Raw genomic sequence first — 22,616 nt, 5'->3', positions numbered from 1 at the left:
AACTAAATGTCCTCCTTGATTTTATAATATTTGGTGTGAACGGCAAAGGGCTCAAATTTCCTTCCGCCGCCTTCATAAAACTTTCCAAAAAACTCTACATACTGCAGACGGTTAGTATGGACATATGCGCCCAAGGCATTAATTGCCAGGTTCAGGCTGTGTCCGATTACGAATACCAGTATGAATATGATTGCTCCCGGAATGGAAGCGCCCATCATACTTCCCATCTTGTTAAATACTGTGGATATAACGCTGGTAGCCAGACCCAGGGCCAGAAGTCTGGAATAGGACAGGATGTCGCTCAGGTATGAGCTCACTCCGTATGCCCCGTAAAGGCCCTTAAGTATCCTCTTAACCCAGTTTTTGGATTCCCGTCCGCTGGTAAGTACAATACCCACAAAACCAATGGCTGCCGCGTAAGCAGCTACAGTACCCGCAACTGCCGGAAGCGTAAAGGTAAGACCCAGCATCTCGGTAAACATAGGCATGGTCAGCAGATAAACAATGCCGCCGCCAACCAGCATATACCAGAATATGGCGTCATATATACCGTCAGCCAGGCTGCCGTTCTTCACACAGGAGTAGAATTTGATTCCAAGTCCTATGAAAAGGTGAAGAATACCAAGTCCAAATGCAAATACCAGAAGCTTCATAGGAAGGCTTACTGGCTCAAACCAGAGAGGAGCGAGCCTGATATCCGGCCGGTTGAAGAATGTGGTCGCGATAACATTGACAGCATCTCCGAAAAAGCTGCCGAACATGAAGCCCCAGAACGTTGTGGAGATACCACAGTACATGAACATCTTCATGAACTTCTTCATTCCGGCTTCCATGTTCTTGAATTTGGTGAGGCAATATGCGGTACCTGCCACCATGATAAGACCGTAAGCAGCGTCTGAGAGCATGAGCCCGAACTGTACATAGTAGAACAGTGCCACTATCATGGACGGGTCAATCTCTCCCTTGGAAGGAACGCTGTAACTCTCAATAACGCCCTCCACAGGTTCCGCGAACTTATTGTTGTGGAGCAGAATTGGTACATCCTCCTCATCACCCGGTTCCGTGTACTCTACAACCACCTCATATTTTTCCTGAAGCAGCTTCTCAAGCTTGGCAGCCGCGCTCTCAGGTACGTATCCGGTTATAAAGAATACACGTCTTGACTGGGCCATACCGTTTAATACACCGTATTTCTCAGCCCGCATGGTGTAGTAATCCATAACAAACTTTATGAGCTCCCGGTCCGGAGCCATCTCCGCTACAGCCTTTTCCGCTTTTTTAATCTCCGCCTTTTCCTTTGCGAGCTCTTCTTCCAGCTGCTGCTGGCGTTTAGCAGGCACTGTCTGGCTGAGGGGCGGTTTTACAAAATTCATTTTCTTAAGCGCATCCTCCACTGCTTCCGCATCCGGTTTCGCGCAGACAATGAAAAGACAGGTCTGCTCCTTGGATGCACTTACAATGGTCACGTCAATTGTCTCTGCCTGAGGTGCCAGCTCCCCAAGCTGTTCTGTTACCTGTTCCAGGGTAATCTCATCCTGGATGGAACCGATGAATGCCGCAGTTTTCTTTGTTCCCTTAAAATCAAGGGGCAGGTCAAAGGACCTCCATGGCACCAGTGCTTCCATTTGCTGTTCCAGCTTCGGAACCGCGGCACTGTGCTCGCCTATCTGCTTAGCAAGTTCCTGTAAGCGGTAGGCTTTTTTCATGACCATGTCGTGTTTGCCTGCATTGGCCTCATATTCGTCCAGGGAAAGTACTTCCCTGCCTTCGAACGAGGACAGCATGCCCTTCTCCTCAGGCGCGTACCTGTCCAGAATATTAATGGCCTGCTCTGCTATATTGGCATTTCGTTCAAATACGGTTTTGGAAGACGTCACGTCCATTCTGCCCAACATGTCATCTTCCTGCAGCACATTGCTGATTTCAAGTACCCCTTGGCGCTGCAGAAGCTCAAGGGTGCCCTTGCGGTCCTTTTTAAGACCACAAATCAGCACTTTTTTCATAGGCACTACTGCCAACCTTAAGCGCCTCCCTTCCTATAGCAGTTCTGATAAGATAACTTCAACTGCCTTTTGTTGTTTCTCAGCTACAGCTTTCTGCAATGCTTCCAAATCCTTGCCTTCCTCGGCGCCGGCTGCCTGCATCATCTGCTCGCTCTGAGCCTTGGCATCCTCCTCGGCCCCCACTGCGCTTTCTCTGGCAGATTTCGTCATCTCTGCCTTCATCTGCGCCGCCTGAGCCTTTGCCTCTGCCACAATTGCCTCCGCCTCTTTTACAGCTTCCTTCTCGGCTGCTTCCGCGGCCGTTTCTGCCTGACGGATTGCGTCAATCGTCTCCTGGGCCAATCCAAATCCCCCTTTCTGTACCGGAATCCCGTTAGCTATCCTGCCGGAATATATGGTTAGTTTGCGCAGATATGCCACCGGGAATACGATGGACCATACGTTTGTGTTGCAAAATGACAACTTATCCAGTATTTGTCCATAGCTTTCCTATTATTTTTGTACAATATGAATAGATTATAACCCATGCATAAAAATTTATCAATCCACTTTCTCAATATTTCATGAAAAAATTTTAGACTTTCTAAATATTTTTGTACAGCATACAAAAAACTTCTATCCATATTAAAATAATTGTCCCTTTAAACATCAATTCCGGCGGGACATATTTGTTACATTAATAACAAATTTATTTATTAAAATAGGCTGCAGTTCCAACGCCTTCCATCTGCGTCATAAGCTACAGCCTATTTAATAACATCATAACATTTTATCCTGTTATTTGAAACAGTAATTTTTTAACATCTTTTTAACGCCCGGCCATTGCCGCCAATTTCAGGCTAATCCGCAATAATCATCCGTTTCTTACCGCCGCCGTTCATCAGGCTGTAGTATGCGGGAAGCATAAGCAGCGAAAGAATGGTGGATGCGGTCAGGCCGCCGATATTAACAAGAGCAAGGCCCTGTGTGGTGGAACCGCTGTCGCCCAGAGCAAGGGCCATGGGTACCATGGACACAACCGTGGTCAGGGTGGTCATGAGAATAGGTCTCAGCCGGGTAGCCCCCGCCTCCACCAGGGCGGTATTTAAATCCATCTCTCTGCGGTACTGGTTCACCGTATCCACATAGAGAATACCGTTGTTAACAACCGTACCAACCAGCATCAGGAATCCCAGAAGGGACGTCATGCTGATGGCGCTGTCTGCCAGCCACAGGAGCCCGAACGCACCTATGAGACAGAACGGGATGGTGGTCATTACCATGATTGAGAACTTGGGTGACTCGAACTGGGCCGCCATGACCACGAATACCAGGAAGATAGCCAGGGCAATTGCCTGGAACAGTGCCGTGAACTCCTCTGTCATGGATTCATCCATCTGGTTCTGGGCAATGGTCACATTGGCGTTGTCACTTACAACCGGCTGCACCACCTCGCTTAAAAGCCGGCTCTTTGTGTTTTTATCTGAATTCTCGGTATAGACACCGCTGATGGTGGCGCGGTACTGCTTATCCTGCCTGGTGATGGACGCAGGGCTGTCTGCAAAGTGAATGTCAGCCACATCTGTCAGTGCAACGGAACTGCCCTTTGGCGTCTGGAGGGTGATTGTCTCAATCTGGTCCAGAGTCTTATAGCGCTCCTTAGGATACTCCACCTTTACGTCAATATCATTTCCGTTAATATTAAGGGAGGTGGGAGTGGTTCCGCTGAGCATGTTATTCAGGGTACCGCCAATCTGGGCCGGCGTCAGTCCTGCCGCCCTGGCCTTGATGGGATTCACCGTAACCTTCACTACAGAGGCCGCATTTTCCAGGGATGAGTGGACCTTGGTCAGCTCCGGACGTTTGCTTAAGTTTTCCGCCACATGGTCGCTGACCGCCTTCAGGTCATCGTAATTCGTACTCTGAAGGTCTACTGAGTATTCATCATCCGATCCCATCATGGCACTTACCTGTGAGTAGGCTTCCACCGTTATATTGGTATCTGAGATTCCGCCCAACTGCTGTTTCCAGAGACGGACCACCTGGTCTGTCTCCATTTTTCTGTCCTTCTTAAGGTAGACAGTAATGCTGGGGTCAGAGCTCATGCTCAGTCCCGAACTGCCTGCCAGGGTAATGTAGGATTCCACATCTTCCTGCTGGGAGATAATATCCTCTATCTGTTTCATGACACGGTCTACCTTGTCAATCTTCATACCCGGCTTTACTTCCGCGGTAATGGATATCTGGCCCTGGTCATCCTCAGCCATCATCTCCACCCGCAGGAACTTGGCAATGAAGAAGGAGAACAGGAGGAGCGCCACGGAGGCCAGCATGACAAGCCCTCTCTTGTTCAGAAGCTTTGTCATGATTCCCCGGTAGGCTTCCTGCATCTTCTCAACAGGTCTGGACAGGGGAGCCGCCTTTCTCTCCACCGGTTTATAAATCATGTAGCACAGAGGCACCACTGTAATAGCTGATATGAGAGATGCCGTCATACAGAATACGATGGTAAAGCCCAAGGGCCGGAACATCTGGCCCGTCATGCCGCCCAGCATGGCCAGCGGCAGGAACACCACGCAGGTGGTCAGCGTGGAACCGATAACTGACTGGTATACCACGCCGGTACCGTTTAGGGCTGCCTTGGAAAATTCCCGGAAACCGGTATCATCCGTGGCCCTGAAACAGCTCTCCAGCACAACGGTGGAGTTATCCACCATCATACCGACGCCCAGCACCAGGGCGCTCAGAGTGATAACATTGAGGCTGAAGCCCATGAGCTGCATCAATATAAGAGACGACAGGATGGATACGGGAATGGAGCTGCCTACAATCATAGACGCCTTCAAGTCCCCGAAAAACAGCCATATGATGACCATGGAAATGATGATGGCCAGAATCATTGTCTCGATAACCGAGCTCAGGGATGACATGATAGAATCCTTATCATCGTCTACTATGGTAATCTGCAGGCTGGGATCCTTGGCGGTAAGCTCGTTCACCACCCGCTTCACATCTTTTGAGACATCCAGCGTAGCCGCGTCCTGCTGCTTGCTGATAGTTAATGCCACAATATCCTCAGGAAGTCCGTTCTCAGCCTTATAGCGCGCGATGCTCTCCACATCATCCGCGCCCATATACACCTTTGCCACATCGCTCAGATATACGGTCTGGTTACCGGATACGGTCAGCGGAATATCATTGAGACTGTCCATGGTCTCAAAGGGCTGCTCGGTTGACACAGACAGCTTCTGGTCGCCCACCTGCGTATCGCCTGCCGGATAAGTGATATCCGATCCCGCAATATCGCTGGCAATGGAGCTCATGGATACGCCGTACTGTTTCAGCTTCTCCGGCATCAGCTCCACCTTGATATATTTCTGGAGACCGCCGGTGATGGAAACCTCGGCCGCCGTTGACAGCTTCTCAAATTCAGGTACAACCTCATTGTTCACATAATTGTAGAGGTCGTCGTCCTCCCCATGGCTGACTGCCATGATCACATTTGGCTTCAGGCTGGTATTCAGCTCCAGCATGATGGGGTCATCCGCATCCTCCGGAAGCTCTGCCTTAGCCAGGTCCATCTGCTTCTTCAGGTCATCATATGCATCGTTCATGTCAGTGCCATACTTGTATTTCAGCATGACGATGGACATGTTCTCCTTTGACTGGGAGGATATGGTATCCAGACCGCTCAGGGTACTGGCCCTGTCCTCGATGGGTTTCGTAACCAGCTCGCTGACGTCGTCAGGGCTGGCGCCGGAGTAAACGGTCATCACAATCATCATGGACATGTTCATGTCCGGCATCAGCTCCAGCGGTGATTTCATCACCGAGGACAAACCGAACACAATCAGACACAGGATTGCGAGAACCGTACTGACCGGCCTTTTTAAGACAAGTTTTGTTAAGCCCATTTTCCTGCCTCCTTCTACTGTGCCTGACTCTGGTCTGCGGCCGGACTTTCAGCTTTGTCTGTCTGACTGGTTTCCTGGATAACCTGCATATTTATCTGTGCATCGGCTTCCGTTCCATTCATCTCTAAGGTTGCCGGCGCCTCGGTCTCCAGTGTCACTTTGGTTCCCTCCTTTAATTCGGAGGTCCAGGTGGTGAGGATCCGGTCATCCAGGGTAATGCCTGAAAGCACCGCGATATTCTCACTGTCATAGATGCCCACTTCCACCGGCACCTCGTGGATGATGCCGCTGTCATAAGTATATACATAGGCATCGCCTGATTTATAATATACACAGTTATTTGGAATCAGCATGGCATTTCTGGCGGATGCGGAAGGCACCCGCAGCTCCACACTGGTTCCGGCTGCCATGGCCTCATTGTCATCCACAGATGCCTTTATCTTGAACAGGCCGACGGATGCCTCAGCCATATTGCTGACTTCAATGACATTGCCGCCGTATTCTGTTCCCTCCTTGATGACCGTGATGGGGTCACCTGCGTTCAGATGATTCTTAACCTTCTCGGTTACATAGAAAGTTACATTGTTGCCGCTGTCGCCTGCGATGACGCAGAGCTGGTTAGAGTTTCCAACCGTGTCATGTACCTCCACATTAAGCTGTTCCACCCGTCCGTTTATGGGTGACGTCACATGGCTGAATTCCATCTGGTTTTCATATGCGATCTTGGCGGACTCATACTGAAGCCTCTTAGCCTCAGCGGCAGTCTGATATCCCTCAAACTCTTTATCAGATACAAAGCCTGAAGCATGAAGCGGGGCCATACGGGCCAGGGTAGACTGGGCGTCATCCCACGCCACCTTTGCCGCGTCCATGGAGTTTTTGGATGTATCCACCTGTTTTGTATCGATCTCTAACAGCACCTGTCCTGCCGCAACCACATCCCCGGCCTTCACGTTGACAGCTGTCACGTCGCCTCCTGCCTTGGGATATATGTACACAATATCGGCCGGCTCAATGGTGCCTACCAGGTCTGTTGTCAGCAGTATGTCGCCCATCTGCGGCGTCTGTACCGTTACCACCGGGTCCGGAGTGGGGACAACAGGCTCTTCCTTCTTGAAAACCCGGGCAATCACAATGACTGCGATGATTACAATCACGATTCCCCAAATAATGCGCGTCCTTGCTTTTTTCATCTTCTCCTCTTTCCTTTCATGTCCTTTTTAATATGAGAATCTGTCATAGCGCCGGCGCTGTCCTTAGAGGGAATACAGCGCCAGAAAAAAACAAGGGAAATGAGCTGCCTTGGTCCACAGCCCTTCCCCAAATTACGGCTTCTTTCTTTTTTACCACCATCTTGTATTTTAGACAGTTGCCCCCCTTTTTGTCTAACACCAAAATGCGGATAATTAACAACTCATTGTTGTTAATTATAATTATTTTTCAAAAATTTAATAAAACTTTCAAGTCTTTTCTCATTTTCTTTACGCCATACAATGATTACACTGGCGTGAGCCTGGCTATTGGAGTTGGGCATGGGATGCATGACCAGCCGTTCCCCGTAGTTATGATAGAACTCCTTAAAGCCGATATGAATCCCTTCATTGGCAATAATTGCCAGCTCCAGGCTGTTTACATTTTCATAATACCGGGCCTTCTGAAGGATATGTTCCTGCTTGGCAATCAGTTCAAACAGACGCAGCTCGGCTCCTGCAAAAAAATTCTTGAAGAGACAAAGCATGGTCTCTCCCTTAAAATCCTCCATGACTATTTCTTCCTTCTGAGCCAGGGGATTTTCCTTGGACATTACATAGTATAAGGGCAGGTTCTTTACCACCACCAGCCCGCACTTCTCCTTCAGCTGCTCGTAGGACGGGGTAAAGCTTACAGTCATCATCAAATCCGGATTTCCGTTGGTTATATCCTTAATATTGGTAAACTCATTGATTTCAAATTCCACATCCGGGTCAAGAGCCATATAATCAGCCAGTATGTTGCCGGCCATCTCTATGATACCGCTCATTCCCACCACGGACAGGTTAATCCGGCGTTTGGCCCTCTCCCCTTCCTCCCTGGCCATATCCACGGAGTCATATATCTCCTTGGGAATATCTTTCCAGCGCCATAACAGAAGCTCCCCGCTGCGGGTCAGCCTTACATCCCTGGTGGTCCTGTCAAAAAGGCGCAGCTCCAGCTCCTTTTCCAGGGACGCTATCTGGCGGCTCAGCCCCTGCTGCGATATATACAGATGGTTGGCCGCCTCCGTAAAATTAAGGGTCCTGGCTGCTTCCAGGAAACATTCAATCTGATGGATGGTCATGGATATACTCCTTTTGTATGCATTTCAGTATAGTTATATGCTATCCGCCGTTTCCTGATCCTCGGCGTCCTGATCCTCGGCGTCTTGATCCTCGGCGTCCGGCTCTGCCCCGCCCAGATTCAGAACCGCCGACGGGTCCAGGGCATCCCTCAGGGCATCGCCCACAAAATTAATGGCAACCACCAGGACCACTATCAGGAATCCGGGCGGAATCCAGAGCCACGGCTGTTTTGTGAGCACGGTCAGGGACTGGGCGCTGTTCAGCATATTGCCCAGGCTGGCAGTGGGCGGCTGCACTCCCATTCCAAGGAAGCTTAAGGAAGCCTCATCCAGCATGGAAAGGGCCATCACTAAGGTGGCGTACACCAGAATCGGCGCAACTGTATTGGGAAGTATCTCTGAAAACAGGATATGTCTGGCAGGCATCCCCGCCACAATGCTGCTCTTTACAAAATTAGTCTCCCGTAGGCTCAGCACATTGCCCCTGACCAGACGGGCGATGCCGGGCCAGTCCACAAATCCGAGAATCAGTATGATGCTCCAGAGCCCCGGTTCAAAGATGGCTGCCGCCACCAGCACCAGCAGAATATATGGAAAGGACATGACCATATCCGTAAAACGCATGATGGCTATGTCCAGCCAGCCTCCGAAGTATCCCCCCAGCAGCCCCAGGCTGACTCCTATGGCCGTGGATATGGCTGTGGCCAGCACGCCCACCAGCAGGGATATACGTGTTGCATATAAAAGGCGGGAAAACATGTCCCGTCCAATCTGGTCCGTTCCCAGCAGGAACCCGGCGCCTGGCGGGGCGCCGAAGGGCCCTGCGATGGCGTCCGGGTCATAGGGCGCTATGACGGGCGCCAGAATGGCCGCCGCGCAGATAACTGCCAGCACCACCAGACTGATACAGGCCAGGCGGTGGTGGAGAAACCGCCGCCTTACGGTCTGCCAGTAATTTTCTCTTCCGATATCCCCATAAGGGTTCTTTCTGTTCATTTTCATTCTATCTATGCTTACTCCTGTCAAGTGCTTGCGCCGGTCTGTCAGTCATACTGAATAGCCGGATTTACGATGGCGTACAGAATATCCGTCACCAGGTTGGCTGCCAGCACCACCACGGCGGAAAGCAGGCAGACGCCCATGATAACCGGATAATCCCGGTTCAGGATGGCGCTCATGGTCATAAGTCCCAGTCCGGGCCAGGAAAACAGCTGCTCCACAATGACCGCGCCGCCAAACAGCGCCGGTATCTGCATGCCGATAACTGTCACAATGGGCACCAGGGCATTGCGCAGGGCATGCTTATATATGACCTTCCTGCTCCCGATTCCCTTGGCCCTGGCTGTGCGCAGATAATCCTGCTGGAGTATTTCCAGCATGGCGCTGCGAATATAGCGGATATTGGTCCCTGCCATGGAGACAGACAGCACCAGCACGGGCATTACCATGTGGACCGCCACATCCGCCGAGCCGCCCGCAGTGCCCAGGGTAGTCATCCCTCCGGAGGGCAGGATGCCCAGGTTCACGGTAAAGAGGTACACCAGCAGCAGGGACAGGAAAAATCCCGGTATGCTGCTTCCGAAAAAGGAGGCTGTCACCACGGCGTAATCCCCCTTGGAATACTGATGGATGGCGCTGTAGATTCCGGCAGGCACCGACATTATAAGGCTTACAATCAACGACACCCCCATCAGAAGAAGGGTAGGTCCCAGATGGCTTCCAATCATGGCGCTGACCGCCTCGTAGGATTTCACGGAATACCCCATGTTTCCGGAAAGAAGCTGCCCCAGCCAGATAAAGTACTGTATATAGAAAGGTTTGTCCAATCCCATGGCTGCCTCCTTGGCGGCGATGGCTTCCTGGGAAATGCGGGCTCCCTGAAGCATTTCCAGGGGGCTGCCCGCAAAACACATGATGGCGTAATCGATGATGGTGATGCCAAGCAGGGTGGGAATGGCAATCAGAATACGCTTCAGTATATATTTTGTCATGCCTGCTCAACCTCCTTCTCTAATTCCTTATACCGGATACAGGCTGTCAGGTGGCTGCTTCCGGGTGCCGCCGGTTTCAGCTCCATTTCCCCGCTCATACACTCTCCCCTGCAGTGGGGGCATCTGGGGTGGAAGGGACATCCTGAAGGCGTATTCACATTGGACGCCGTCTCACCGCCCACAATTCCCTCAGACCGCTTCCTGCGCTTTCGCGGATCAGCTATGGGCACTGCCTCGAACAGAGCCCTGGAATAAGGATGAAGGGGATGGTCAAACAGCTCCTTCCGGCCGGCAATCTCTACAATCTTTCCCAGGTACATGACGGCAATCCGGTCGCTGACATAGTTCACAGCTCCCAGGCCGTGGCCGATGAAGATACAGGTAAGCCCCAGCTCCTTCTGCAAATCCCTGAGCAGGTTCAATATCTGGGCCTGTATGGACACATCAAGTGCGCTGACCGGTTCATCGCATACCAGCAGCCTGGGATTTAGGGAAAGTGCTCTGGCAATGCCTACGCGCTGCCTCTGTCCGCCGGAGAATTCATGGGGATATCTTCCCAGACAGTTTTTCGGAAGTCCTACCATGTCCAGCAGCTTTTCCACGTGGGAGTATACGTTCCCGCGTTTGGCCAGTCCGTGATACAGCATGGGTTCCGACAGTATCTCAAATACATGCTTCCTGGGATTTAAGGATGAATAGGAATCCTGGAATATCATCTGCAGCCGGGTGCGGAAGGGCTTCATCTGGGCCTGGCTCATATTGCCCAGGTCATTGCCGTCATAGATGACATGCCCTCCCGTGGGATGCTCCAGTCCTACCAGCTGGCGCCCCAACGTGGATTTGCCGCAGCCGGATTCTCCCACCAGCCCCAGGGTTTCCCCCTCAAACAGCTGAAAGGATACGCCGTCCACAGCCCGCACCACACCGGAGGGATGGGAGAACATGCCTGATTTTGACGTATAATATTTTTTCAGTCCCTCCACCGAAAGCAGCGGGACATGAGATTTATCAGCCATCTGCCGGCACCTCCTTCGCCCTGCAGCACCGCACAATATGGGAAGCCCCTACAGGCACCTCCTGCTGCGGCTTCATGCACATTGCTGTTCTGAAGGGGCATCTCCTTGCAAAACGGCATCCCCGAATCCTGTCGTAGTGTTCCGGCACAATTCCCTCTATGGACTCCAGCCTTCTGTCCTCCTCATCCCTGATACCGGGTACGGAACGCAGCAGGGCCCTGGTGTAGGGATGGGCCGGATGGTCAAACAGCTCCAGCACCCTGGCCTGCTCTATGAGCTGTCCCGCATACATTACCAGCACCCGGTCAGCCATCTGAGCCACCAATCCCATGTCATGGGTGATGAGCAGCACCGCCATGCCCATCTCCTCCTTAAGCTCCAGAATCAGGTCCATGATTTGGGCCTGAATCGTCACATCCAGAGCCGTGGTAGGCTCGTCGGCAATCAGAAGGGACGGATTGCAGGAAAGGGCCATGGCAATCATGACACGCTGGCGCATGCCTCCTGACAGCAGATGGGGGTATTTTTTCATCACGGAAAGGGTGTCCGGCAGCCCCACCCTTTTAAGGAGGGACGATGCCCTCTCCCTGGCCTCCTCCTTTCCCAACCCCATATGGGCGCGGATGCTCTCCGTCATCTGGCTCCCGATGGTAAATACAGGGTTAAGGGAGGTAAGAGGGTCCTGGAATATCATGGTCAGGCGGTCTCCCCTGACTCCGTCCAACTCCCTCTCTGTCATGGAGAGCAAATCCCTTCCCTCGAACAGGATCTGGCCGTCAGTCACCTTCCCCCCTTTGCCTAAAAGCCCCATAACAGACAGGGAGGTAACGCTTTTGCCGCAGCCCGACTCCCCTACTATACAGACTATCTCCCCCGAATCCACATGGAATCCCACGTGGTCCACACTTATATTCTTCCCCCCGTCACCAGAAAATTCAACTTCCAGATTCGTGACTTCAAGGATATGTGACATACTGTTTCCTCATTTCTTGATATTAATGGCGGATTTCCCATGAATGAAGATACCCAGAGAGCATATGCCCTCCGGGAATCCGTTCATTCTTTCCAATTATGGGGTTGTCCTGCCGGGATGCCTTCCAATGTGACACATTCTATCGGGATAAATTCTATTGGGTCACATCCCACTGCTCCACATGATTGAGGAAGCCATAGACGCTGGGCTTAACCCCTGTCAGGCGTTTATTGGCCGCCGCCATGGTCCTGATAATGTAGGCGGAAAACATGGGCACATCCTCCTGGACTTTCCGGTCCACGATCCCATACAGCTCCTTCAGCTTATCCTTGTCATTTGTCAGGGCCACATTTGACAATGCCTCCTCCACCTCCGGCCTGGTATAGCCGGTCCAGCTGCCCTCGCCGCCTAAAAGCCAGGCTATGTCCGCATAAGGATCCACCGGCGGATAGGTATACTGTACGGCCAGCACATCAAAATCACCGCTGGAGGCAGTGCTCATCAGCGTATTGATGTCCATGGTCTGGATATCTGCCTTAATGCCCACCGCTGCCCACTGGGCTGCTATAACAGAAGCCGCGTTCACAAAGGTGCTGTCGCCTGAGTCAATGCAGAAACGTATGCTTTTGCTCTGGTCCCATCCGCTCTCCGCCAGCAGGCTCTTTGCCTTTTCCGGATCATAGGAAACAGGCACCAGGGAACTGTCAAAATACGGGCTGGCCGATGACAGAAATCCGTCCGCCACTTCTCCGTTGCCCTTTAAGAGCTGCTCCAGGAGCTGGCTGCGGTCCACCGCGTACAACATGGCCTGGCGCACCTTTGCGTCGGTGATTCTGGCTGTATTGATGAATACGGACTGGTTGGTGATGGGAGCCCCGTAGGAAACCTCCACGTTCTCCAGCGCCGCCACACTCTCATAGTCCTCCAGGGGAATGGTGCTCATGGTGTTCTGGGTAATGTCAATTTCCCCGGACTTAAGCCCGGCATAGAGCTGGCTTCCTTCCACAATTTTTATGTTGAGACGCTCAATCACCGGAGCGCCCTTCCAGTAGTCTTTGTTGGCCTCATAAGACACATAATGGTCCCGGTCAAACTCAGTCACCTTATAGGGACCGCTCACCACGTCCGGATGGCTGAACCACGGGTCTGATGCCAGCGCCTTCTCGCCGATATCACCAATCACATGCTTTGGAAGGGGCATGAGATAGCGGGCATAGGAGCTGTTAAAGGTTATGAGTGACATGGGAGCCTTGGTGGTAAAACGCACGGTCTTGTCATCCACCCTGGCAATGCCTTCCACATGGTCGGCTCCCTCTTCCACAAACCCGTCGTCGCCCACGCCTTCAAATACATAGTACATCATGGCCGGGTTTCCGATAACCGGGCTGCAAAGCCTGAGGGCCGTGTACACCACGTCATCCGCGGTAACCGGAGTTCCGTCGGACCAGACCGCCTTATCATCAATATGCACCAGAAAATTCCTCTCGTCCTCCGCTGACACGGAATCTGCCAGCATTCCTTCAAACTCCATATTCTGGTCCAGTTCCACCAACGGCAGGAACATGAGACCTGTGGCATATTTATTCATCTCCACGCCGTCCATCAGCAGGGGGTTCAGCGTATTGAGAGAGCTGGTCACACCAATATTGACGATTTTTCCGCTGTCAGAGGCCGCTGCCTGGGTCTGTCCCAATCCCGTCTGTCCTGATTCCGTCTGGCCCGACGGCCGGCTGCCGCCTTTGCCCCCGCATCCCGCCGCTGACAGGACCATGACCGCAGATAAAACCAGGGCAAGACATCTGCCTGCCATTCTCCCCGCTGTTCCTTTTGTATGTTTCATAAGCCTCCTCCTTAAATCCCCGGAGCACCCGTATACGCGCTCCGGACGCTGGCACCGCATACCGTCAATACCGACAACATGACCTCCGTTTCTGCAAAACGCTGTGCCGCGCAACAAAACCACACTATTCATAGCAAATTAGTATGGTTTTATTTATATCATTACACGCAATAAATGTCAATAGCTCTGGCCCCCCGGCTTTTAAAATAAAGTGGAAATTTACACCAAACTGTTATAGAAAGATATTCTACACTCCTAATTTCCCTTTTGATTCATTCCGCATTGTGGTAAATGCCTGATGGGTACGGAACGGATTGGCGGCGCTACCATCTTCATCATGGGCAAGGCCAGGCTGCTGAAGGTCAAAGGAGGGGGCTGCGGGGATTAAGCGCAGGGAAAAACAGGAACACAAAAACGGGACTCCATACTTCATATATGGAATCCCGTAATCTTTTTACCCATCAATCCCTGCTAAACTAAGAATTAATCACAGGTATACGGCATCAGAGCAATGTGACGTGCGCGCTTGATAGCTACGGTCAGGGCTCTCTGGTGCTTTGCACAGTTGCCTGTGATACGGCGGGGAAGGATTTTTCCTCTCTCGGATACGTATCTCTTTAACTTGTTAACATCCTTGTAATCGATGGTTCCGTTCTTATCTCCACAGAATACACAAACTTTTTTTCTTCTGCGTATTCCGCCTGGTCTTCTCATCTTAGCGCCATCTGGTCTATCTGTTTTATTAAATGCCATTGGTGTTGTCCTCCTTTATTATTAACCATGAACATCCTAGTTAAATGGAAGTCCTTCGTCCTCCACTCCATCAGGAATATTCATAAACCCATCACCAATCGCACTGGTAGGAGCCGGTCTCTGAGACGGAGCTGCCTGGGCATATCCTCCCATTTCAGACGCCGCACCCTTACTGTCTGCGAATTCCTGGTCATCCAAAATGACCTCGGTGGTGTATACTTTCTGACCTTCTTTATTTACATAGCTACCTGTCTGGATTCTGCCTGACACGAGCACCCGCATTCCCTGACGGAAATACTTCTCGGCAAACTCGGCGGCGCGGTCAAATGCAACACAGTTGATAAAATCGGCTGTCTGCTGCTCCGCGGAACTGTCCTGGTTCCTGCGGCCCCTTCTGTCCACCGCAAGGGTGTACCTGGCTATAGCCATGGAACGCTCTCCCTGTGAATATCTGACTTCCGGGTCTCTTGTCAATCTTCCCATTAAGATAACTCTGTTCATACGGTCACACTTCCTTTTCTCTCCCGCCATAGGCGGTCTGGGTATCTCTTATGCCTCTGCCTTAACGCATAAGTATCTGATTACTGGTTCCATAATACGAACGTGAGCTTCTACTTCATTCGGGCATACAGAATCAGACTCGAACTGTATGAAGTAGTAGTAAGCTTCGTGCATCTTCTGAATCTCGTAAGCAAGTCTCTTCTTGCCCCATTCATCTACGTTTGTTACAGTGCCGCCGAAACGGGTGATGTAACCCTTTACCTTTTCGATTGCTGCTGCACGCTGCTCGTCTTCCAGCTTCACATTCAGAACAACGGTTAATTCATACTTGTTCATCTTGCTTTACCTCCTTGTGGTCTCTGGCCCCTGCTTTCAGTAACAGGAGCAAGGATATAATATGTCACGGAGTATTATTTTAACAAATTTCATGGACAAATGCAAGATATTTTTTTGTTTTCTTACAATTTTCATGACGGATTTCACGGTATCTTCCGGGGCAGCCGCCTAAGAGTCCTCTTTTGCCTTGGTAAGTCCTCTGGTATTTTTCTCCACCAGCCTGCGGGCAATCATGATCTGATGTCCGCATCCCATGCATTTGAGCCGGAAATCAGCTCCCACCCTGAGGATTTCCCACTGGCTGCTGCCGCAGGGGTGGGGCTTTTTAAGCTTTACTATATCCCCAACTTCATAATTTAACCTTTCGTTCATGCCATATCTCCATTTCTGTATATGGGTCTGACCGCTGCCTGTCACCCTTTCAGTATGCCTTCTATCTCAGCCAGCTCCTCACGGCTGAATGCCAGGTTGTCAAGAGCCTTTACATTATCCTCCAACTGGGCAATGCTGCTGGCCCCTATGAGGACGCTGGTGACTTCCTTCCTGCGAAGCACCCAGGCCAGGGCCATCCGGGCCAGGGACTGTCCGCGCTCTCCGGCCACCCTGTCCAGAGCCCTGATTTTAACCAGCTTGTCCTCTGTCAGGTATCTTCCGCCTATCGTGGAACCTTTCTTTGATGCCCTGGAGCCTTCCGGTATCCCATCCAGGTATCTTCCTGTCAGGGCGCCCTGTGCCAGAGGGCTGTAGCATATGCAGCCCACGCCCTCACGGTCCAGAAGCTCCAGAAGGCCGTCCTCCGCCCAGCGCTCGAACATATTATACCGCGGCTGGTGAAGAAGACAGGGGGTTTTGTTTTCCCTCAGTATGCGGATGGCTGCCTCCGCTTCCTCTGCCTGATAATTGGAGATCCCCACATACAGGGCCTTTCCCTGGCGCACGATGTCCGACAGGGCGCCCATGGTCTCCTCCAGGGGCGTCTCCGGGTCAGGACGGTGATGGTAAAACACATCCACATACTCCAGTCCCATACGCTTTAAGCTGGAATCCAGACTGGCCATAAGGTACTTCCTGGAGCCCCAGTTGCCGTACGGTCCCGGCCAGAAATCAAATCCCGCCTTTGTGGAGATAAACAGCTCATCCCTGTACCTTCCCAGACCATCCCGAAGAGCGGATCCGAAATTTTCCTCTGCACTGCCCACTGCCGGAAATCCATAATTGTTTGCCAGGTCAAAATGGGTGATACCCATATCAAAGGCCCTGAAAAGAACAGCCTCCTGTTCCTCCAGGCTCTTTTCAAGTCCAAAATTCTGCCACAGTCCCAGGGATATCCTTGGAAGCAGGACGCCGCTTCTGCCGCTGCGCATATATTCCATACTGTCATATCTGTTCTCTGCTGCCTGATACATCTGTGATTCCTTCCTTTCTTAATCAACCACAGTCCCAAGGACCTCCCCGATAGGAACGCTGATGACCAGATCCGCCTGGGAGTCCCTGGAAGTGGCTGCTTTATTGATGAGCACCAGTTTATTGCCTCTGTAATAATCAATCAGCCCTGCCGCGGGGTATACCACCAGGGATGTCCCTCCTATGATGAGTATGTCTGCATTCCTGATATAATCCACGGATTTCTGCAGGGTCCTGTTATCCAGTCCTTCCTCGTACAGGACCACGTCCGGCTTAATCACACCGCCGCAGCTGCAATGGGGCACTCCGTCACTTTTTACAATGTAATCCAAATCATAAAACTGTCCGCACCTGGTACAGTAATTCCTATGTACGCTGCCGTGAAGCTCCAGCACTTCCCTGCTTCCCGCCATCTGGTGGAGGCCGTCGATGTTCTGGGTGATGACCGCCTTAAGCTTTCCTCTCTCCTCCAGCCGGGCCAGGGCCTTATGGGCCCCGTTGGGGAGAGCCCCGGCAAACAGCATCCTGTCCTTATAAAAGCGGTAAAATTCCTCCGGATACCGCATATAAAAGCTGTGGCTTATGATGGTCTCAGGCGGGTATTTGTACTGCTGGTTATAGAGCCCGTCCACACTGCGGAAATCCGGAATCCCGCTTTCCGTGGATACTCCGGCTCCGCCAAAGAACACAATATTATCGCTGCCGTCAATCCATTCCTTTAACTGCCGCCATTTTTCGTTCATACCATTACCCCTCCTGATTCTGCCAATCCATACCGTGTTCACGTTTACACAACCTCATCCAGATACACGCCGTCCAGGGCCTGCACATACGCGCACCAAAAAGGCACCACATTCGGTTGCCCATCTGCCAGCTCCTCCAGGACGCTGTATCCAAACAGCCAGGATGCCAGCTGTTCTATGGTAATATCCAAAACCTCCGTGGAAACCAGTGTCCCCGGATAATCAGGCTCCTCCGCGCATTCCCCGGCATGAACCTCCGACAGGGTCAAACCTCTCTTTGTAAGGGATGAGCCGTTTCCGTCGATTTTCCATCTCCACAAACCGCTGTTGCCCGGTATCAGCGTGTCATGGATATTGACCATCACATCCATGGCAGGGCAGGGACACCCTTCATCCAGGACAATGGCTTCCATAAAGGACCGCACATCGGTGATGCGGGCCATGATTGCCGGTCTGGGCGGATATTGGCCGCTGTCCGGTTCCAGCCATTCGTCCCTGCCCGCGTACAGGAACCTCTGCTCCCGCTTCTCACGCCCCCAAAAGGACTGGAACGCCTGCAGGGCCCCTGTACCGTCGTACCATCCATATACGCTTCCCGCCTCGCTGTCCAGCTCAGACTGGAGCATCTCCATATAATCCCGGTCGCGCAGTGCATATACCTGGAATCTGGAGGAAAGCCAATGATTTATCCAGCCGGCCAGCGGGGAACAGAGATTTCCGTCCAGCCGAAGCTCCCTCCTGTGAAGGCGCTCCTTTGCCTCAGGTCCCAGCCTGTACCGCGGCTGGTCAAATATATACCGGAACCCAAAGGGCCTGTAAATATCCGGCGAGGCCGGCATAAGGTAGCAGAAGGGCTTTCTGTCCTGGTGCATGTCTCCCAGCATCCTCATGAGCACATCCCTCATATGTCCGCGGTGTCGGCTGTCGGCAGCCGTAGCCACGCCAACGATATAATCCAGCTTCCACATCTTCTTTCCCACATTAACCCTGTATGGGTTCATGTGGGCCATGGTTACGATACGTCCCGTGTCGTCCTCCTTCACCAATACGGCGCTCTGACATAGCTTTTTATCAAAATAATAGTCTGCAAATTCCCGGGAATCCTCCGGGAACGCTTCCTGCCAAAGGGGCCTGCACGCCCCAAACTCACTCTTCTCCAAATACCGGATCATCGTTCCCTCACCATATATTTTCTCGCAAATCCAATGGGATAATAGCTCATCTTGGCCTTTCTAAGACCCTCCATCCCCACATCGTCCTCCCGGTTCACAAGTTCAGCCTCGGGAAATTCATTTATCAGGAACTGCTGGTTGATAAACTGGTACAGTCCCCTGATTTCAGGGTTGGCCTTCTCAATATGAATGACAGCCATGTTCTCCCGTACATTAAGGCTCCCAATAGTAAACGCCTCCAGCTGTCCGTCAATGTATACCCCGGCCATCCTCACGTAAAGGTTGGAACAGTTTTTAAGTATATCGTGTATTCCCGCCACCTCATAATCCAGTGACAGCTCCATGGCGCCCACTTCCTCCCTGTGCTGCCTCCAGCGCTCCATAAACTGCCACACCTCATGCCGGTCGGAACAGCACAGACGCCTGTACTCATACCTGCCTTCATACGTGCGCTTAAAGCCGTTAAGATGGTTTCTCTTCTTGACGAACTTCTTCCCTTCCAGCTTTCTCAGCTCCTCGCCGCTGTAGAGATAGTCCTTTAAATCCACCTGCTCTTCCACCTCAAAGAGGGCCGGGTCCAGATTCAGGTACTGTACCGCTTCCTCATCGGCCAGGGAGATATAGAAGGGCTTGTGAAGCACCTCCGAAAAATAATCCACCATCTGCTGAAAGAAGTAAGGCAGGTCTTCCTCCCTGCACAGAGGCATGGCGGTTGAAACCTGGCCGTCCTTTTCCATAAGCCACAAAGCAGCCCTTCCCTCGCTCACCGCGCACTGTACATGGTAATAGTCCTTCCACAAAAAACTGTCCAGAAACACGCTGTCACATGTTTTATTGGGCCTCATCCCATAAAAAGGCCGAAGCCTGTCTATATCCCCGGCCACCACCGGCTTAAATTCCAATTCCATAGCATAGCACCTTCTTTTCGTTTAACTCTAGATAGTATACCATAAAACCGGGTTCTATAACAGTTTTTTTGCATCACAGGAAAAAGACCTGGAAGCAGTTTCCAGATCTCTTTCACTTTCCGGACTTCATTTTCCCAAAGCCGTCCGGCCTCTTCCGGCAGGATCCTCCATTACAGTCCCTGGGCAATCTCTTTCACCAGCAGCAGCCTCTGCCCCTGTTTCACCTGGTCGTCCGCCAGTTCGTTGGTGGATATGATATTGCCCACGGTTGTATGGAATTTTTTCGCTATTTCCCACAGACTGTCTTCCGGCTGCACGATGTATCCCACGATTCCCGGCAGCTCCTGAAGCTTCTGCAAATCCATGGGATGGATGGCTGCCCCTGTAATCACCGGTTCACACACCGGCTGCAGAACCAGAAAATCCAGGGCAATCACGGCCTTCACTTCCACCATGTCCCCGCCCATCATCACGGCGCTTAACTGTTCCAGTCCCGCATCCAGCTGGTATACGCTGTCCTCCCGGATTCCTCTGGCCTCCGCCACGCAGTGGAAGGGCACCTGCTCCACAGAGGACTGGACCGGCGATGTGTCGTCGCTGGTAAGATATAAAAGAGTCACTTCCAGCACACCGTCAATCTCCAGGCAGTCATCCCCGATTTCCACCTCATCCAGCTTGATGGTCCCCTCGTTATGGCAGATCTGGAGAATCCGTTCAGCCTGGGGCAGACTCAGCTTCTCCGCCACCTTGGATTTGCACACATTCCTGGTCAGAATCTGGTCAAAACAGGCATCTGAACGGTTCAGCTCTATTTCCCGGTTGTTGGAGTACATATCGCTTAAAAGCTCCACCACCTCCTCCTCATAGAGCTTTATATCCAGCTCCAGCACCGCGTCCACGTCCATTTCCCGCATTTCCCCGTCGTAGTCAGGCTTGGCTTCAATATCCTTATGGGCCAGGCGCACTGTCACCATGGGGATCTGGTCCTCCTTCACATCGCTCATTTCCATGTCCCCTGAAAATGGGATGGTCTCCTCCAGCCACTGGACAGGCATATTTTCATCCTCTGCCCCGTAAATAACAAAAACACTGAGTTCGCCGTCCAGGTGGAGCCTGCCGTCCAATGGTTTCACGGTCACGTCCCGCAGCTTCATCTCCCGCCATAACAGCCGGCCAATGTTGGGCTTGCCTCCGGTAAGGCTAAGTTCCTCCTTAATCCGGTATGTATCCTTGCGCCTGACAGCAATGGCAGCCGCATTGGCCGTGCGCTTAAGCGTCTCCACCTGCACCTGTCCCGCTCCGTCCGTGTCAGACATGCCGGCCCCCGCGGGACGGCTGTTATTTTCTATGTCCACATCCACAGCAGCTTCCACGTCCCTCAGGGTCTCCACCCGCACCTGAAGGGTAATGATGGCCTGGACTCCCAGCTTCCTGGAATTAATCATATCCGTGTTCAGATCTTCCAGCATCCAGTTAAGCCCCACGTAATCCTTTTCCTCCAGGCCCTGGACATTGACCACCTCCTCAAAGGGAATATTGCCGCCCAGGGTCTGGAGCCCGCCGCTCTCCTTCCGGTACAGCACCTGGAATTCCAGCTTTCCCTTTACCGCCACCTTATCACCCTGGTTCTTCACTGTCTCAATCTGTATTTCGCCGGTGTCCAGCATGACCTGCTCCATATCATCCAGGGTATCCGGTACAATAAAGTCATCGTCCAGGGTAATCTGTGTGGTCACGTTGCCCTTCCATTGGTTCATATGTATCTGCTTCTTTATCAATTCCATAAAAAACACCTGCCATCTCTCATAGTCTTTTAGAAAAATCTATGCGGACAGCAGGTGATTTATGCTCTTTTTCTATCTTTCATCGTATTCGTCCATGAAGTGGCGGCGCACCCCGTCCTTCACGTAGCCAAGGCAGGCGTCCAGATTAATGTTCTCCACGCTTTTCATGATATTGGCGTCTATGAAGGGGCTGGTCTTTCTGAGGGATCGGATGAGCTCCTTCATCTCCTGGCGCTTGGAGGTGTGCACGATATCAGCCGCCTCCCCTGCCATCCCTCTTGCAGCCTGTTCCTTAGCAATCCGCTCCGTAAACCGGCAGGCACACTGCAGGAAATGCAGGCCGTTGTAATCCTTCCAGGCCAGTATATCTTCTTCCTTTACATAGTACAGGGGGCGGATTAACTCCATGCCCTGGAAATTCGTGCTGTGAAGCTTGGGCATCATGGTATTAATCTGGCCTCCGTAAAGGATTCCCATAAGAATGGTCTCAATCACGTCGTCAAAATGGTGTCCCAGCGCTATCTTATTGCATCCCAGTTCCCTGGCGTGGGCGTACAGATACCCTCTTCTCATTCTGGCGCACAGGTAGCAGGGGGACTGCTCCACATCCACCACAATGTCAAATATATCCGAATCAAAGATACGCACCGGTATATTCATGAGGGCTGCATTATCTTCAATCAGCTTCCTGTTGTCCGGATTGTATCCGGGGTCCATGACAATGAACTCCAGCTCAAAATCCGTCTGGCTCTGCCGCTTTAACTGCTGAAGGCATTTGGCCAGAAGCATGGAATCCTTTCCGCCGGATATGCAGACAGCCACCTTGTCGCCGTCTTTTATCATCTCATAATCCTGAAGCCCCTTCACAAAGGGGCGCCATATTTCCCTGCGGAACTGTTTTATGATGCTCCGCTCTATATTTACATGGGGTGCTTCCTGTTTCATGTGCCGTGTGTCTTCTCCTGGGTAGGTTATTTTTCCG

20 protein-coding genes are annotated in these 22,616 nt (G+C 51.9%); all 20 read right to left on the bottom strand.

The window, feature by feature from the left end; genetic code table 11:
* Positions 1 to 2: 2 nt before the first annotated feature.
* On the bottom strand, positions 3 to 2,018 hold the full coding sequence (locus LA360_RS20945) for a V-type ATP synthase subunit I (RefSeq protein ID WP_022200580.1): 2,016 nt from the start codon (positions 2,016 to 2,018) through the stop codon (positions 3 to 5).
* A gap of 18 nt (positions 2,019 to 2,036) precedes the next feature.
* Entirely contained in the window at positions 2,037 to 2,345 is a 309-nt protein-coding gene (locus LA360_RS20940; protein ID WP_027641947.1) for a hypothetical protein, read from the bottom strand.
* 497 nt (positions 2,346 to 2,842) lie between these two features.
* Positions 2,843 to 5,896 (bottom strand): efflux RND transporter permease subunit, encoded by a 3,054-nt coding sequence (locus LA360_RS20935; RefSeq protein WP_112481543.1) that lies wholly within the window; start codon positions 5,894 to 5,896, stop codon positions 2,843 to 2,845.
* A gap of 14 nt (positions 5,897 to 5,910) precedes the next feature.
* A complete protein-coding gene (locus tag LA360_RS20930) occupies positions 5,911 to 7,089 on the bottom strand; it encodes an efflux RND transporter periplasmic adaptor subunit (protein ID WP_022200584.1) in 1,179 nt (392 codons plus the stop codon).
* A gap of 230 nt (positions 7,090 to 7,319) precedes the next feature.
* Positions 7,320 to 8,213 (bottom strand): LysR family transcriptional regulator, encoded by an 894-nt coding sequence (locus LA360_RS20925; RefSeq protein WP_022200585.1) that lies wholly within the window; start codon positions 8,211 to 8,213, stop codon positions 7,320 to 7,322.
* A 33-nt stretch (positions 8,214 to 8,246) separates the two neighbouring features.
* Entirely contained in the window at positions 8,247 to 9,215 is a 969-nt protein-coding gene (locus LA360_RS20920; RefSeq protein ID WP_022200586.1) for an ABC transporter permease, read from the bottom strand.
* A gap of 41 nt (positions 9,216 to 9,256) precedes the next feature.
* On the bottom strand, positions 9,257 to 10,204 hold the full coding sequence (locus tag LA360_RS20915; RefSeq protein ID WP_022200587.1) for an ABC transporter permease: 948 nt from the start codon (positions 10,202 to 10,204) through the stop codon (positions 9,257 to 9,259).
* Positions 10,201 to 11,220, bottom strand: coding sequence for an ABC transporter ATP-binding protein (locus tag LA360_RS20910; protein WP_022200588.1), 1,020 nt, complete (start codon positions 11,218 to 11,220; stop codon positions 10,201 to 10,203). The genes LA360_RS20915 and LA360_RS20910 overlap by 4 nt, the downstream gene beginning before the upstream one ends.
* The gene (locus tag LA360_RS20905; RefSeq protein ID WP_022200589.1) at positions 11,213 to 12,193 is read right to left on the bottom strand and encodes an ABC transporter ATP-binding protein; all 981 of its coding nucleotides are present in this window, start codon (positions 12,191 to 12,193) and stop codon (positions 11,213 to 11,215) included. Before LA360_RS20905 ends, LA360_RS20910 begins: the two co-directional genes overlap by 8 nt.
* Positions 12,194 to 12,347: 154 nt before the next feature.
* Positions 12,348 to 14,033 carry an ABC transporter substrate-binding protein gene (locus LA360_RS20900; protein WP_022200590.1) on the bottom strand — a complete coding sequence of 562 codons (1,686 nt, stop codon included), beginning with the start codon at positions 14,031 to 14,033 and terminating at the stop codon, positions 12,348 to 12,350.
* A gap of 483 nt (positions 14,034 to 14,516) precedes the next feature.
* The gene (gene rpsR / locus LA360_RS20895; protein WP_022200591.1) at positions 14,517 to 14,786 is read right to left on the bottom strand and encodes a 30S ribosomal protein S18; all 270 of its coding nucleotides are present in this window, start codon (positions 14,784 to 14,786) and stop codon (positions 14,517 to 14,519) included.
* 36 nt (positions 14,787 to 14,822) lie between these two features.
* Positions 14,823 to 15,287, bottom strand: coding sequence for a single-stranded DNA-binding protein (locus tag LA360_RS20890; RefSeq protein ID WP_002585698.1), 465 nt, complete (start codon positions 15,285 to 15,287; stop codon positions 14,823 to 14,825).
* 48 nt (positions 15,288 to 15,335) lie between these two features.
* The gene (gene rpsF, locus LA360_RS20885; RefSeq protein ID WP_022200592.1) at positions 15,336 to 15,623 is read right to left on the bottom strand and encodes a 30S ribosomal protein S6; all 288 of its coding nucleotides are present in this window, start codon (positions 15,621 to 15,623) and stop codon (positions 15,336 to 15,338) included.
* A gap of 168 nt (positions 15,624 to 15,791) precedes the next feature.
* A complete protein-coding gene (locus tag LA360_RS20880) occupies positions 15,792 to 15,995 on the bottom strand; it encodes a DUF951 domain-containing protein (RefSeq protein ID WP_002595885.1) in 204 nt (67 codons plus the stop codon).
* 41 nt (positions 15,996 to 16,036) lie between these two features.
* On the bottom strand, positions 16,037 to 17,029 hold the full coding sequence (locus LA360_RS20875) for an aldo/keto reductase (protein ID WP_022200593.1): 993 nt from the start codon (positions 17,027 to 17,029) through the stop codon (positions 16,037 to 16,039).
* 18 nt (positions 17,030 to 17,047) lie between these two features.
* Entirely contained in the window at positions 17,048 to 17,770 is a 723-nt protein-coding gene (locus LA360_RS20870) for an NAD-dependent protein deacylase (protein WP_112481542.1), read from the bottom strand.
* A gap of 44 nt (positions 17,771 to 17,814) precedes the next feature.
* Positions 17,815 to 18,942 carry a GNAT family N-acetyltransferase gene (locus LA360_RS20865; protein ID WP_089775660.1) on the bottom strand — a complete coding sequence of 376 codons (1,128 nt, stop codon included), beginning with the start codon at positions 18,940 to 18,942 and terminating at the stop codon, positions 17,815 to 17,817.
* Positions 18,939 to 19,850, bottom strand: coding sequence for a DUF2156 domain-containing protein (locus tag LA360_RS20860; protein ID WP_022200596.1), 912 nt, complete (start codon positions 19,848 to 19,850; stop codon positions 18,939 to 18,941). The genes LA360_RS20865 and LA360_RS20860 overlap by 4 nt, the downstream gene beginning before the upstream one ends.
* A 170-nt stretch (positions 19,851 to 20,020) precedes the next feature.
* Positions 20,021 to 21,634, bottom strand: coding sequence for a DUF3794 and LysM peptidoglycan-binding domain-containing protein (locus LA360_RS20855; RefSeq protein WP_022200597.1), 1,614 nt, complete (start codon positions 21,632 to 21,634; stop codon positions 20,021 to 20,023).
* 72 nt (positions 21,635 to 21,706) lie between these two features.
* Positions 21,707 to 22,579, bottom strand: a complete 873-nt coding sequence (locus tag LA360_RS20850) for a tRNA 2-thiocytidine biosynthesis TtcA family protein (protein WP_022200598.1) — start codon at positions 22,577 to 22,579, stop codon at positions 21,707 to 21,709.
* Positions 22,580 to 22,616: the final 37 nt, after the last annotated feature.

The sequence above is a fragment of the Enterocloster clostridioformis genome, assembly GCF_020297485.1.
GTDB classification, from domain to species: domain Bacteria; phylum Bacillota; class Clostridia; order Lachnospirales; family Lachnospiraceae; genus Enterocloster; species Enterocloster clostridioformis.
Note: the sequence above shows the minus strand (reverse complement) of the source record. Positions and strands in the feature narration are given on the sequence as shown.